Annotated in this window: 12 protein-coding genes; 10 read left to right on the top strand and 2 right to left on the bottom strand. The window is 72.4% G+C overall.

The features are described 5' to 3' along the window. Window positions 1–71 precede the first annotated feature (71 nt). The 3 genes from J0910_RS10050 to clpX all read left to right on the top strand — a co-directional run bounded on the left by J0910_RS10050 (window position 72) and on the right by clpX (window position 2,935). A complete protein-coding gene (locus J0910_RS10050; RefSeq protein WP_420158254.1) occupies window positions 72–671 on the top strand; it encodes an ATP-dependent Clp protease proteolytic subunit in 600 nt (199 codons plus the stop codon). Window positions 672–766: 95 nt separating this feature from the next. Beyond that, window positions 767–1,429, top strand: coding sequence for an ATP-dependent Clp protease proteolytic subunit (locus J0910_RS10055; protein WP_420158255.1), 663 nt, complete (start codon window positions 767–769; stop codon window positions 1,427–1,429). A 237-nt stretch (window positions 1,430–1,666) separates the two neighbouring features. Beyond that, window positions 1,667–2,935 carry an ATP-dependent Clp protease ATP-binding subunit ClpX gene (gene clpX, locus J0910_RS10060; protein ID WP_420158256.1) on the top strand — a complete coding sequence of 423 codons (1,269 nt, stop codon included), beginning with the start codon at window positions 1,667–1,669 and terminating at the stop codon, window positions 2,933–2,935. A gap of 127 nt (window positions 2,936–3,062) precedes the next feature. On the opposite strand, the gene J0910_RS10065 is transcribed toward clpX, so the two are convergent. Next, window positions 3,063–3,767 (bottom strand): DUF305 domain-containing protein, encoded by a 705-nt coding sequence (locus tag J0910_RS10065; RefSeq protein ID WP_420158257.1) that lies wholly within the window; start codon window positions 3,765–3,767, stop codon window positions 3,063–3,065. 727 nt (window positions 3,768–4,494) lie between these two features. On the opposite strand from J0910_RS10065, the gene J0910_RS10070 reads away from it, so the two are divergent. Beyond that, window positions 4,495–5,895: an LVIVD repeat-containing protein gene (locus J0910_RS10070; RefSeq protein ID WP_420158258.1), complete on the top strand. Its 1,401-nt coding sequence runs from the start codon at window positions 4,495–4,497 to the stop codon at window positions 5,893–5,895. Window positions 5,896–6,121: 226 nt separating this feature from the next. On the opposite strand, the gene J0910_RS10075 is transcribed toward J0910_RS10070, so the two are convergent. Beyond that, a complete protein-coding gene (locus J0910_RS10075; protein ID WP_420158259.1) occupies window positions 6,122–7,387 on the bottom strand; it encodes a hypothetical protein in 1,266 nt (421 codons plus the stop codon). Between the two features lie 255 nt (window positions 7,388–7,642). On the opposite strand from J0910_RS10075, the gene J0910_RS10080 reads away from it, so the two are divergent. The 6 genes from J0910_RS10080 (at window position 7,643) to mreD (ending at window position 12,777) form a co-directional block, all read left to right on the top strand. Continuing rightward, window positions 7,643–8,989 (top strand): bifunctional folylpolyglutamate synthase/dihydrofolate synthase, encoded by a 1,347-nt coding sequence (locus J0910_RS10080; RefSeq protein ID WP_420158260.1) that lies wholly within the window; start codon window positions 7,643–7,645, stop codon window positions 8,987–8,989. A gap of 1 nt (window position 8,990) precedes the next feature. Then, window positions 8,991–9,338: a DUF4233 domain-containing protein gene (locus J0910_RS10085; RefSeq protein WP_420158261.1), complete on the top strand. Its 348-nt coding sequence runs from the start codon at window positions 8,991–8,993 to the stop codon at window positions 9,336–9,338. 144 nt (window positions 9,339–9,482) lie between these two features. After that, on the top strand, window positions 9,483–9,893 hold the full coding sequence (ndk, locus tag J0910_RS10090; protein WP_420158262.1) for a nucleoside-diphosphate kinase: 411 nt from the start codon (window positions 9,483–9,485) through the stop codon (window positions 9,891–9,893). Between the two features lie 376 nt (window positions 9,894–10,269). Further along, a complete protein-coding gene (locus tag J0910_RS10095; RefSeq protein WP_420158263.1) occupies window positions 10,270–11,304 on the top strand; it encodes a rod shape-determining protein in 1,035 nt (344 codons plus the stop codon). Window position 11,305: 1 nt separating this feature from the next. Next, window positions 11,306–12,226, top strand: a complete 921-nt coding sequence (gene mreC, locus J0910_RS10100) for a rod shape-determining protein MreC (protein WP_420158264.1) — start codon at window positions 11,306–11,308, stop codon at window positions 12,224–12,226. After that, the gene (gene mreD / locus J0910_RS10105) at window positions 12,223–12,777 is read left to right on the top strand and encodes a rod shape-determining protein MreD (RefSeq protein ID WP_420158265.1); all 555 of its coding nucleotides are present in this window, start codon (window positions 12,223–12,225) and stop codon (window positions 12,775–12,777) included. The genes mreC and mreD overlap by 4 nt, the downstream gene beginning before the upstream one ends. Window positions 12,778–12,845 lie beyond the last annotated feature (68 nt).

Genomic DNA, 12,845 nt, shown 5'->3' on the forward strand with positions numbered 1-12,845 from the left:
GTGTCGCAAGCGTCGCAACCGTTTCGAAATCGGAGCAGGTGACGAGAGTGCCGCCGACCTTGAATGAGTCCATGCGAGTCGAAGCCCGTACGGCCGAGTCGCCTCTTCCCCAGGTGATCGAGCAGACGTCGCAGCGCCTGCTGCGCCAGCGCATCGTCTTCCTCGGCCAGCAGGTCGACGACGAGATCGCCAACCGCATCGTGGGTGAGCTGCTGCTGCTGTCCGCGGAGGACCGCACCCGGGACATCACGCTCTACATCAACTCCCCCGGCGGTTCGGTCACCGCCGGCATGGCGATCTACGACGTCATGCAGTACATCCCGAACGACGTCCGCACCGTGGGCATGGGGATGGCCGCCTCCATGGGGCAGTTCCTGCTCTGCGCCGGCGCGCCGGGCAAGCGCTTCGCGCTGCCGCACGCCCGGGTGATGATGCACCAGCCCAGCGGCGGCATCGGCGGGACCGCGTCCGACATCCGGATCCTCGCCGACGACCTGCTGTACGTGAAGAAGATGTTCCAGGAGCGGATCGCCTTCCACACCGGGCAGAGCGTGGAGCAGATCGAGAAGGACTCCGACCGGGACCGCTGGTTCACCGCGGAGGAGGCCCGGGAGTACGGGTTCATCGACGAGGTGCTGCAGGGCACCCTCGACGTCTCCGGCCGCGGCTGACCGCCGCGGACCCAGGAGACCCCAGATCCAAGCGGGCGGGGCGGGGGCCCGAGCCGTACCGCCGACCGCCCGGTGCACCGTGGAGGGCCAGAACAATGAACGAGTACGACTTCCAGGCGTACGGCGCCGGCGGGATGGCCCCGCCGAGTCCGCAGAGCCGCTACATCCTTCCGTCCTTCGTCGAGCGCACGTCGTACGGCGTGAAGGAGATGAACCCGTACAACAAGCTGTTCGAAGAGCGGATCATCTTCGTCGGCGTGCAGATCGACGACACCTCGGCCAACGACATCATGGCGCAGCTGCTCACCCTCGAGCAGATCGACGGCGAGCGCGACATCCAGATGTACATCAACTCGCCGGGCGGATCGTTCACCTCGCTGATGGCGATCTACGACACCATGCAGTTCGTCCGCCCCGACGTGCAGACGGTCTGCATCGGCCAGGCCGCCTCGGCCGCCGCGGTGCTGCTCGCCGGCGGCACCAAGGGCAAGCGCGGCTGCCTGCCCAACGCCCGGATCCTGATCCACCAGCCGGCCACCGACATCAGCCGCGGCCAGGCCAGCGACCTGGAGATCCAGGCCAACGAGATCATGCGGATCCGCCGGCAGCTGGAGAGCACCCTGGCGCGGCACACCGACCGCACCGAGGAGCAGATCTCGGCCGACATCGAGCGGGACAAGATCCTCACCGCCGATGAGGCCAAGGACTACGGCATCGTCGACTTCGTGCTGCCGTACCGCAAGACCTCCATGAAGTAGTAGGTCCCCAGGGGGACCGGCCTTCAGCACACGCCGGACGCCGCCGGGTGGTGAAGCCGGTCCCCTTCTTCGCTTACGCTCAGAGGAACGACGCACAGATCACCCCGTACGAACACGGCGCCGGAGGGCATATCCTGCAAATGCGGGAGCCGGCCCCGAGGACCCGGGAACGACATCCGGTCGGGCGGGCGCGCGAGCGCCGGTGACGGGGCGGCCTACGTTATAAGGAGTGGCTGGGTGGCACGCATCGGCGACGGTGGAGACCTGCTGAAGTGCTCGTTCTGCGGCAAGAGCCAGAAGCAGGTGAAGAAGCTCATTGCCGGCCCGGGTGTGTACATCTGCGATGAATGCATCGACCTGTGCAACGAGATCATCGAAGAGGAACTCGCCGATTCCACCGAGCTCAAGTGGGACAGCCTTCCCAAGCCGCGGGAGATCTACGAGTTCCTGGATTCGTATGTGATCGGTCAGGAGCAGGCGAAGAAGGCCTTGTCGGTGGCGGTGTACAACCACTACAAGCGGGTGCGTTCGGAGGGGGAGCGCCCGCGCGATGAGGACGTGGAGATCGCCAAGTCCAACATCCTGCTGCTGGGGCCGACGGGGTCGGGCAAGACGCTGCTGGCCCAGACGCTGGCCAAGATCCTCAACGTGCCGTTCGCGATCGCCGACGCCACGGCGCTGACCGAGGCGGGGTATGTGGGCGAGGATGTGGAGAACATCCTGCTGAAGCTGATCCAGGCGGCCGATTACGACGTGAAGAAGGCCGAGACGGGGATCATCTACATCGACGAGGTGGACAAGGTCGCCCGCAAGTCGGAGAACCCCTCGATCACCCGGGACGTGTCGGGCGAGGGGGTGCAGCAGGCGCTGCTGAAGATCCTGGAGGGGACCACGGCCAGTGTTCCGCCGCAGGGCGGGCGGAAGCATCCGCATCAGGAGTTCATCCAGATCGATACGACCAATGTGCTGTTCATCTGCGGGGGCGCGTTCGCGGGGCTGGACGGGTTGATCGATCAGCGGGTGGGCCGGCGGGGGATGGGGTTCAACGCGGTGCTGGGTCCGGAGGCCGGCGGTGCGGACCTGTTCGGCGAGGTGATGCCGGAGGATCTGCTGAAGTTCGGGATGATCCCGGAGTTCGTGGGGCGGCTGCCGGTGATCACGAGTGTGCATGATCTGGATCGGGGGGCGCTGATCCGGATTCTGACCGAGCCGCGCAATGCGCTGGTGAAGCAGTATCAGCGGTTGTTCGAGCTGGACGGTGTGGGGCTGGAGTTCTCGCCGGGGGCGCTGGAGGCGATCGCGGAGCAGGCGATCATCCGGGGGACGGGGGCCCGGGGGCTGCGGGCGATCATCGAGGAGGTGCTGCTGTCGGTGATGTACGAGGTGCCTTCGCGTGAGGATGTGGGGCGGGTGATCATCACGCGGGAGGCGGTGCTGGAGCATGTGAATCCGACGATCGTGCCGCGTGGGGGTCGGGGCGAGGAGCCCGAGGAGAAGACCGCCTGACCGCACCGCCCGGCGGCGACGGCGCCCCGGCGGATCCTCGAGGGGGCGGGCCCGAGACCGGGCCCGCCCCCTCGCCGTCTCCTCGGCGCGGCGCCGCTCCGCTCCGCCGCCTCTGCGCGGCCTCCGCTCAGTCCTCCAGCGCCAGCTCCATCCGCTCGATGTCGGCGGACTGCTCGGCCACCACGTCGTCGGCCATCCGCAGCACGTCGGGGTGCTTGCCGTCGACGGTGGCGTCCTGGGCCATCTCGATGGCGCCCTCGTGGTGGGAGGTCATCAGCTCGACGAACAGCCGGTCGAACCCGTCGCCCTCGGCGGCCTCCAGTTCGTCCAGGTCCTCCTGGGCGACCATGCCGGGCATGTCGGTGTGGTCGATGTCGATCGGGCAGTCACCGCCGCCGTGGTGGCCCGCCCCGTCCCCGTTCCGCCAGGCGGTCAGCCCGCACTGGTCGGCGTAGTTCGGGTTGCCCTCCGCGGGGCCGTAGACGTTGTCGTCCAGCCACGTCTCCATCGCCTCGATCTCGGGCTCCTGGGCGGCGGCGATCCGGCCGGCGATCTTCTCCACCGACTCCCGCTCCACCCGGTCCTCGACCATGTCGGTCATCTCCAGGGCCTGGGCGTGGTGCTCGATCATCTTGAGCACGTACTCCACGTCGGCCTCGTTGTGCCGGACGTCCGCGTCGGCCGCGTCGATCTGGTCCTGGGAGGCCGGCGAGGCGGTGTCCCCGGGGGCGCCGGGGTCGAGCACCGGGGGCGCGTCGGCGGCCTCGGAACCGGAGCAGGCGGTGGTGAGCAGGAGGGCGGCCGCCACCGCGGCCGGGACCCAACGGTGCACAGGGGGGCTCCTCTCGGGCGGGGCGTGACTCGGCGGGGAGAGTCCGGTGGCGCCCGCGCCGCTCTCCGCGTTGTCTACTGCCTCCGGAGGGGTCCTGTCCAGAGGGGAGGGGAGCGGGAAAGGCCGTCCGGCTCCCTTTCCGAAAGGCGCGAGGGGGGATTTCCCCGGTTTCGGTTCCGCTCTCCGGTGTTTCACGCGATTCCGAAACCGGGGCCGCTGTGCCGCCCCGGGCGGCCGGCTCCGAGGGGCGCTCCGTATCGCGGAAGCCCCTGCCGCGTGGGAACTCTCGCCGCGGCCGGGCGACTGGACGGGGTGCGGGGAGAAGGGCGGGAAAGGCGACGAAGTGACGGATATGTACCGTCCGGTGGTGCTCCCCTGTACAGAACGGGAACGGCCTCTGTAGTTTTCGTGGTGTTTCGGTGTGCTTGTGCCCGCCTAAGGAGAAGGAGGCCGGATGTCGACATCCTCCGGTCCGTTCGGACGCCTCCGGGCGGGGCCCCGCGAGCACGGCCGGACCGGACCCTGTCCCCGAGCCCCCCGAACCGACCCGCACCAGGCCGGCCCGGAGCAGGACTGACCGGCCGCACCGCGGGCCCGGCCGCGCCGGACCCGCCCCCACCCACCCCCAAGCGACCGCGCGGCCCGCTCCCGCGGCCGGCCGCAACGGGGCCGGACGAGACGGCGTGCGCCTCCGGTACCCGGGTCCCCTTCTGAACGAGGAGTCCGCATGTCGCCATCCCCCCACAGACCCGCGAGACGGCTGCGGCGCATCGGCGCCGCCGCGGTCGGAGCGGCGGGCCTGCTGCTGAGCCTGGCCTTCGCGCCCCCCGCGGCGGCCGACGCGCCGCCCGCCGACTCGATCTCCAGCGACAACATCGAGCACCTGGCGAACGTCCCCAAGCCGGAGGGGTTCGAGAGCACCAACTCCGACCTGGCCTTCACCGGCGACTACGCGATCGGCGGCAACTACAACGGGTTCGTCGTCTACGACATCTCCGACCCGGCCGAACCGGAGATCGCCAGCACCGTGCTGTGCCCCGGCGGGCAGGGCGACGTGTCGGTCAGCGGCGACCTGCTCTACTTCTCGGTGGACTACCCCCGGGCGGGCGAGGAGTGCGGCGCCGCGGAGTCCGACCCGACGGACCCGAACGCCTTCGAGGGCATCCGGATCTTCGACATCTCCGACAAGGAGGCCCCGCAGTACGTCGCGGCGGTGCGCACCGACTGCGGGTCGCACACCAACACCCTGCTGAAGGGCGAGGACGGCGAGAGCGACTACATCTACGTCTCCTCCTACGCCCCCTCGGACCGCTATCCGAACTGCGAGCCGCCGCACGACAAGGTGGCCATCATCGAGGTGCCGCTGGACGACCCGGCCTCGGCGGAGATCGCCGCGGAGCCGGTGCTCTTCCCGGACGGCGGCAACCACGACCAGGACGGCCTGCTCCGCCCGACCGAGGGCTGCCACGACATCACCATGTTCCCCGAGCGGGACCTGGCGGCCGGGGCCTGCATGGGCGACGGCATCCTGATGGACATCAGCGACCCGCTCGAGCCCGAGGTGGTGGAACGGGTCCGCGATGAGAACTTCGCCTTCTGGCACTCGGCGACCTTCACCAACAACGGCAAGGGCGTCCTCTTCACCGACGAGCTCGGCGGCGGCGGCGCGGCCACCTGCACCCCGGAGATCGGCCCGGAGCGCGGCGCCGACGCGGTCTTCGCCCTGAAGGGCGGAAAGGGCGACCCCCGGCTCGACTTCAAGAGCTACTTCAAGATCGACCGGCACCAGGGCACCGAGCAGAACTGCGTGGCGCACAACGGCTCGCTGATCCCGGTCAAGGGCAAGAACTACTTCGTCCAGTCCTGGTACCAGGGCGGCGTCTCGATCATCGACTTCAACGACCTCTCCGAGCCGGAGGAGATCGCCTACTTCGACGCCGACGACCGCGTCGACGGCTCGATCGAGACCAACACCAACACCTGGTCCACCTACTACTACAACGGCTACATCTACAACTCCGACATCGACCGCGGCCTCGACGTCCTCAAGGTCACCGACAAGCGCCTCAAGCGCGCCGAGAAGGTCCGCTTCGACGAATTTAACCCGCAGAACCAGCCGAGGTACTGAGCCGTAGGCAGAGCCGCCCCTCCCCGGTCCGCTCCGGGGGTGAGGGAAGACGCGCCCCGTCCCGGGCCTCCGGGGCGGGGCGCCGCCGCGTCCGCCTCCGCTTCCCCCGGACCGCACCCGGACACTCCGGGCGACCGTTCGCATATCCGACAGTCTCTGAGGGAGGCCGCCCGATCCGCCCCGAGTGCGGCCGCTGCGCGGAGCCGGCCGTATGCCCGGCGGGCCCTCAGCGCGCCCCGGCGTCGAACATCAGCTCGGTGTCGGCGCCGGCCAGGGTGAGGAGGCGGGCGGCGAAGTAGACCGTGCCCAGGGCGAGGACGTGGTCGCCGAGGGCGGCGACGGAGGCGGGGGTGAGGTCGGTGGAGTGCACCCGGTGCCAGTGCGGCGGCAGCTCGCGGTCGAAGTGCAGGTGGGCCAGGGGGAGGTCGGCGGCGGTGACCGGGAGGCCGGCGAGTTCGGTGATGGCGCCGGGGACGTCCTTGTGGTCGGGGAAGCAGAGCAGCACGTGGTCGACCCGGGGCCAGTGCGCGCGGGCATGCTCCAGGGCGGCGCGGATCCCGGTGCGGTCGATGGCGGAGTCGACGATCAGCCGGGCGGCGCCGATCCGGTGGTGGGAGAGGCGGCCGGGGAGGCGGACCGAGCCGAGTACGGCGGCGGTGCGCGCCGGGTCGCCGGCGGAGGGGTCCCGGCCGAGGAGGCGGAGCATCCGCTCGGCGGCGGCGTGCCCGAGCACGGCCGAGGAGGCAGAGAGCCCGGCCGGGCGGAGTCCGGGGGCGAGCAGGCCGGGGGCGCCGGAGGCGGGGTCGGCCTGCTCGGGGGCGACCCGGCCGGCGCAGGCCTCGCGGAGGGCGGCGCGCATCGCGCGGTCCGGCCCGGGGTCCTGGGGGAGGTGCACGAAGGCCTCGGTGCGCGGGCCGCAGACGCCGGCCTTCTCCGCGGCGATCTCGGCCGGGGTGTCGCCGAGCACGCCGATGTGCTCGGCGAAGACCGAGCTCAGCGCGACCACCCGGGGGCCGGTGAGCGACAGCTCGTCGCGGCGCCCGCCCATGCCGGCCTCCAGCACGCAGACGTCGGCGCCGGTCCGCACCGCCTCCAGCAGGCCGGCCGCGAGGAACAGGCCGTTGGGGCCGAGGTAGCCGCCGGCCGCGGCGGGCAGCCGGTCCCGGGCCGCGGAGATCCGCGCGGCCAGGGCCTCCAGCCGCTCCCCGGGGACCGCGCGGCCGTCCACCCGGATCCGCTCGCGGTGGCTGCGGTGGCTCGGCCCGGTGACGGTCACCACCCGCAGCCCGGCGGCGGCCAGCCGGGCCGAGGCGAACGCGGCCGCGGTGCCCTTGCCCTTGGAGCCGACCACGCCGAGCACCGGCACCGCGTCCTGCGGGTCGCCCAGCTCGCGCAGGAGGGCGGCCATCCGGGGCAGGCTGCGGCGCTCACCGGGGGCGCGGGCCTCCCACTCCTCGGTGAAGACGCCGGGGCCGGGTTCGAAATCGGACATGCGCCAGTTCTACCGCACCGAGGGGGAGGTGCCGGGCGGAGGAGGCGGAGCCGGCGCGGGGCGCGGCGGGACCGCGACCGGGCGGCCGCCGGGAGGGCCGCGGGGAGCGGCGGCGGAGGATTCCGGGCGAGCGGGCCGCTCGGAGGGCGGGGCGCGGCGGGCCGGGGTGTGCGATCGGCCATGCGCGGGGCGGGGCGGCGGCACCGCGCGCGGTCAGTAGGCTGGAGGCGTGTTCACCCCGACCAGAGCGACGCCATGAGCAAGCCCGGCGCGCACGAGCGCTACCAGCAGGTGATGGCCGAGATCACGGCCCGCCGGGTCGAGACCGACATCGACCCCACCATCGAGCGGGTCCGGGAGGTCCTCGACCTGCTCGGTGATCCGCAGCGCAACTACCGGATCATCCACATCACCGGTACCAACGGCAAGACCTCCACCGCGCGGATCGCCGACGCGCTGCTGCGCGAGCGGCGGCTGCGGGTGGGCCGCTACACCAGTCCGCACCTGCGCACCATGCGCGAGCGGATCGTGGTGGACGGCGAGCCGGTCTCCGAGGAGGCCTTCGTCGCGGCCTACGACGACGTGCTGCCCTACGTGCAGATGGTCGACCAGGGCTCCGACGTGCCGCTCTCCTTCTTCGAGGTGCTCACGGTGATGGCCTACGCGCTCTTCGCCGACGCCCCGGTGGACGTGGCGGTGATCGAGGTCGGCATGGGCGGCACCTGGGACGCCACCAACGTCGCCGACGCCGACGTGGCCGTGGTCACCCCGATCGGCATCGACCACACCGACTTCCTGCCGGACACGGTGGAGGGCATCGCCGAGGAGAAGTCCGGGATCATCAAGCCCGGATCGATCGCGGTGCTGGCGCAGCAGCCGCTGGCCGCCGCCGAGGTGCTGGTCCGCCGGGCCGCGGAGACCGGCGCCACGGTGGCCCGCGAGGGCCTGGAGTTCGGCGTGGCCCACCGCGAGGTCGCGCTCGGCGGGCAGCTGGTCACGGTCAAGGGGCTGCGCGGCGGCTACGAGAACCTCTTCCTCCCGCTGTACGGGGAGCACCAGGCGGGCAACGCCGCGGTGGCGATCGCGGCGGTGGAGGCGTTCGCCGCCCCCGCCGAGGGCGACGACGGGCTCGACCCGGAGCTGGTCGGCGAGGCGCTGGCCCAGGTCGGCTCGCCGGGCCGGCTGGAGGTGGTGCGGCGCGGCCCGACGGTCATCCTGGACGCGGCGCACAACCCGGCAGGGATGGCCGCCTCGGTGGCGGCGGTGGAGGAGTCGTTCGACTTCACCCGGCTGGTCGCCCTGGTCGCGATCATGGCGGACAAGGACGTCGAGGGCATCCTGGAGCCGCTGGAGCCGCTGGTCACCGAGATCGTGGTGACCCGGAACTCCTCGCCGCGCTCGCTCCCGCCCGAGGAGCTGGCCCGGATCGCCGAGCCGATCTTCGGCGCCGAGCGGGTGCGCACCGCGCCGCGCCTGGACGACGCGATCGAGCTGGCGATCGGGCGCGCCGAGGAGACCGGGGAGACCTCCGGGACCGGCGTGCTGATCACCGGTTCCGTGGTGACCGCCGGCGACGCCGGCCTGCTGCTCAAGGGGGAGTGACGTGCGGACGATCTGCGCGGTGGTGCTGGCCTTCGAGGTCGTGGTGATCGGCCTGGCGGTGCCGGTCGCGATCAACCTGGCCGGGTTCTCGCCGGCGGTCGCGGGCGGGGTCTGGGGCGGCCTGGCCGCCGCGGCCCTGGTGCTGGCCGGGCTGCAGCGGTTCCGCTGGGCGCACTACGCCGGCTGGGTCCTCCAGGCGGCCTTCCTGGTCAGCGGCTTCCTGGTGCCGGGGCTGGCGCTGCTGGGCATCGTCTTCGCCGGGCTGTGGGTGGCCGGGGTGATGCTGGGCCGCCGGACCGACGCGATGAAGGCGGCCGCCGAGGACGGGGCCGGTCCGCAGGCGGCCTGAGCGGCCTGTGCGAAGCCGCGCCGGGCGGTGCGGCCGGCGCGGTAGTGTGGCGGTCGGCAGGGCCGTCCGGAGCCCCCTCGCGCGCGGACCGGAACACCGGGCCCGCGCCGTCCGACGCCCATCAGCCCTGAGGAGTAATTCACCGTGGAGCGCACCCTTGTCCTGATCAAGCCCGACGGCGTCCGGCGGAACATCATCGGCGAGGTGATCTCCCGCATCGAGCGCCGCGGCCTCAAGATCGTCGCGCTGGAGCTGCGCACGCTGGACGAAGAGACCGCCAAGACGCACTACGAGGAGCACGCCGAGCGGCCGTTCTTCCCGTCGCTGGTCGAGTTCATCACCGGCGGTCCGCTGGTCGCCATGGTGGTCGAGGGCGAGCGGGCCGTCGAGGCGTTCCGCGCGCTGGCCGGCGCCACCGACCCGGTCTCGGCCGGGCCGGGCACCATCCGCGGCGACTTCGCCCTGGAGGTCCAGTCCAACGTGGTGCACGGCTCGGACTCGACCTACTCGGCCGAGCGGGAGATCAAGCTCTTCTTCCCCGACCTCGAGCACTGACCCTGCACGGCTCCGGCCGTGCGGTCACCCGCGCCCCGGGCGCCGGGCGGCGATCTCGCCCCCGGCGCCTTCGCCGTTTCCGGGCCGGTCCCCGGGGCGTCCGGAGGCGGTCCCGATCCGCCCGGAGCGTCCGTGAACCGGGTGGAAAGCGCAGGTCGGAGGGGCGCAGGAGGAGCGTCCTTTCCGGGGCGGGTCATCCCGGAGGGTGCCGATCCGTTCTCTGTGGTGGCAAGAAGGCAACGATTCGGTGTGTTTGCGTAACGGTCTGACTGCTCAGCGTTACGATACGGGTGCTGGATACACATCCGTGCACGATCGAGACCGTATTGCCCGCCTCGCGCCGATGCGTGGCCTTCGGTGCCGCTGAGGACGATATATGACCAACAATCTCGCCTTTCTCGGCCGCGACATGGCGGTCGATCTCGGTACCGCCAACACCCTGGTGTACGTGCGGGGCCGGGGGATCGTGCTGAACGAGCCCTCGGTCGTGGCCCTCAACACCTCCACCGGCAAGATCGTGGCGGTCGGCACGGACGCCAAGCAGATGATCGGGCGCACGCCGAGCAACATCACCGCGATCCGGCCGCTGAAGGACGGCGTCATCGCCGACTTCGAGATCACCGAGCGCATGCTGCGCTACTTCATCCAGAAGATCCACCGCCGCCGGCACTTCGCCAAGCCCCGGGTGGTGGTCGCGGTGCCCAGCGGGATCACCTCGGTGGAGCACCGCGCCGTCAAGGAGGCCGGCTACCAGGCCGGTGCGCGCCGGGTGCACATCGTCGAGGAGCCGATGGCCGCCGCGATCGGCGCCGGCCTGCCGGTGCACGAGCCCACCGGGAACATGGTGGTCGACATCGGCGGCGGCACCACCGAGGTCGCGGTGATCTCCATGGGCGGCATCGTCACCTCGCAGTCGCTGCGGGTCGGCGGGGACGAGCTGGACGAGGCGATCGGCACCTACGTGAAGAAGGAGTTCTCCCTGATGATCGGGGAGCGCACCGCGGAGGAGCTCAAGGTCGCCATCGGCTCGGCCTACCCGACCGGGTCGGAGGAGATGCACGCCGAGGTGCGCGGCCGCGACCTGGTCAGCGGCCTGCCCAAGACGGTGGTGATCTCGGCCGCCGACGTCCGCCAGGCCATCGAGGAGTCGGTCACCGCCATCATCGACGCGGTCCGCACCACCCTGGACAAGTGCCCGCCGGAGCTCTCCGGGGACATCATGGACCGGGGCATCGCGGTCACCGGCGGCGGCGCGCTCCTGCGCGGCCTGGGCGACCGGCTCCGGCACGAGACCGGGATGCCCATCCACCTGGCGGAGAACGCGCTGGACTCGGTGGCGCTGGGCTCGGGCACCTGCGTGGAGAACTTCGAGCGGCTGAACCAGGTCCTCGTCCCGGAACGGCGGCGCTGACATGCGGCGCGAGCGCATCCGCCGCCGAGCGGTCCTGGCGGTGCTGGCCGCCGCGTCGGTGGGGCTGATGGCGGTGGACGCCGGCGAGGAGCCGCATCCGCTGACCTCCGCCGGGCGGCACGCGGCCGCGGCCGCGTTCGCCCCGGTCTCGGAGGCCGCCTCGGTGGTCTTCCGGCCGGTCACCGGCGCCGCGGCCGCGATCGCCGCCGCGCCCGGCGCCGAGCGGCGCATCGAGGAACTGGAGCGGCGGAACAGCGAGCTCTCCGCCGAGCTCGCCGCCCGGGACCTGGACGACCGCCGCGCCCGCGACCTGGAGGAGCTGCTCCAGCTGTCCGGGCTGGGCGGCTACGAGATGCTTCCGGCCCGCTCGGTGACCAGGGTGGGGACCGGCGGCTACGCCGACGCGGTCACCCTGGACGTGGGGACCCGGGACGGGGTGCGGCCGAACATGACCGTGGTGGACGGCGGCGGCCTGGTCGGCCGGGTGCTGCGGGCCGCGGAGCGGACCAGCACCGTGCTGCTGATCAGCGACGGAGCCTCGTCGGTGGGCGTCCGGATGGAGGACAGCGGGCAGATCGGCGTGGTGCACGGCCGGTCGCATCCGCTGGACTCCCGCGCCCCCGCCGAGCTGGAGCTGCTGCGGGCCGACGCGAAGATCGCCGAAGGGGACCGGATCGTCACCATGGGGTCGCACGACGGCGCGCCGTTCGTCCCCGGGGTGCCGGTGGGCACGGTCACCGAGGTCCGCGACACCCCGGGGGCGCTCACCCGCACCGCCGAGGTGCGGCCCATGGTCGACCTGGACGCGCTGGACATCGTCGGCGTGGTGCTGGCCGCCCCGGAGGAGGACCCGCGGGACGCGGTGCTGCCCTCCGAGCCGCCGCCCGACGCCGGCCGGCCGCCGAAGGAGGAGCAGGGATGAAGCGGGCGGTGAGCGCGGTCCTCCTGGTGGCCGCGGTGCTGCTGCAGGTGGGTGTGGTCGACCGGCTGCCGCTGCCGTGGGGGGCGGTGCCCGACGCGGTGCTGCTCGTCCTGGTCGCGGTCGCCCTGCACTCCGGCCCGGCGGGCGCCGCGGCGGCGGGGTTCGCCTGCGGGCTCGCCGTCGACCTGCTGCCCCCCGCCGACCACGAGGCCGGGCGGTTCGCGCTCCTCTACTGCCTGGTCGGCTACCTGGTGAGCCGGCACGGGCGGAACGAGGCCCGGAGCGCCCTGGCCCGCTACGGGGTGGCGGCCGCGGCCTCGCTGGGCACCGCCGTCGGCTACGCGCTGCTCGGCGTGCTGCTGGCCGACCCGCGGGTCGGCCCGGCCGCCGCGGCGTTCGCCGTTCCGGCCACCGTGCTGGCGACGATGCCGGTCGCCCCGGTGCTGCTGGCCCCGGCGGAGCGGCTGCTCCGGCTGCTGGACTCGGACCGCTACGACGGCCTGGGGCCGCCGGTGGCGCCGGTGCGGATCGGCGGAGGGTGGCGCGGATGAGGCAGGAGCGCAAGGAGCGCCGGTACTTCCGGGACGCCAGGAGCGGGCGGAGCGGCGCCCGGCCCGCG

Origin of the sequence: Nocardiopsis oceanisediminis (assembly GCF_048595525.1) — a bacterium.
In the GTDB taxonomy this organism is placed as follows: Bacteria; Actinomycetota; Actinomycetes; order Streptosporangiales; family Streptosporangiaceae; genus Nocardiopsis_A; species Nocardiopsis_A oceanisediminis.

Excerpts from the sequence above, each read along its gene's own strand:
- J0910_RS10050 (WP_420158254.1), top strand. The coding sequence starts at position 72 with ATGCGAGTCGAAGCCCGTACGGCCGAGTCGCCTCTTCCCCAGGTGATC.
- J0910_RS10055 (WP_420158255.1), top strand. The coding sequence starts at position 767 with ATGAACGAGTACGACTTCCAGGCGTACGGCGCCGGCGGGATGGCCCCG.
- J0910_RS10070 (WP_420158258.1), top strand. The coding sequence starts at position 4,495 with ATGTCGCCATCCCCCCACAGACCCGCGAGACGGCTGCGGCGCATCGGC.
- J0910_RS10075 (WP_420158259.1), bottom strand. The coding sequence starts at position 7,387 with ATGTCCGATTTCGAACCCGGCCCCGGCGTCTTCACCGAGGAGTGGGAG.
- J0910_RS10080 (WP_420158260.1), top strand. The coding sequence starts at position 7,643 with ATGAGCAAGCCCGGCGCGCACGAGCGCTACCAGCAGGTGATGGCCGAG.
- J0910_RS10095 (WP_420158263.1), top strand. The coding sequence starts at position 10,270 with ATGACCAACAATCTCGCCTTTCTCGGCCGCGACATGGCGGTCGATCTC.
- mreC (WP_420158264.1), top strand. The coding sequence starts at position 11,306 with ATGCGGCGCGAGCGCATCCGCCGCCGAGCGGTCCTGGCGGTGCTGGCC.
- mreD (WP_420158265.1), top strand. The coding sequence starts at position 12,223 with ATGAAGCGGGCGGTGAGCGCGGTCCTCCTGGTGGCCGCGGTGCTGCTG.